Below are 234 nucleotides of genomic sequence, written 5' to 3'. Positions count from 1 at the left end.
GCGGCGTGCCCCGAGTACCGAAATAGCACGTTTGAGGTTGTAGGCTTGCACGGCCATCGCCATCTCAGCTCTCACCCCGCTGAAATGGCGCACTAGAAAACGACCGTTGCCTAGAATCCATTGTTTGAGATTGCCAAAAGGGTGCTCGACGATTGCTCGCCGCCGTCCCATCATCTCAGGGTGAGTTTCGAGTCGTTTCTCCATCCGCGCGAACGCCTCTTCGTTGGGATGGCG

Annotated in this window: 1 protein-coding gene; it reads right to left on the bottom strand. The window is 57.3% G+C overall.

The annotated features are described in order from the left end of the window. Positions 1 to 234, bottom strand: a 234-nt coding sequence (locus ACNFCJ_RS24190) for a transposase (protein WP_416773911.1), incomplete at both ends; no start/stop codon positions are given.

This window comes from Pseudomonas sp. NY15364, from assembly GCF_048068235.1.
Lineage (GTDB): Bacteria > Pseudomonadota > Gammaproteobacteria > Pseudomonadales > Pseudomonadaceae > Aquipseudomonas > Aquipseudomonas mendocina_D.
Note: the sequence above shows the minus strand (reverse complement) of the source record. Positions and strands in the feature narration are given on the sequence as shown.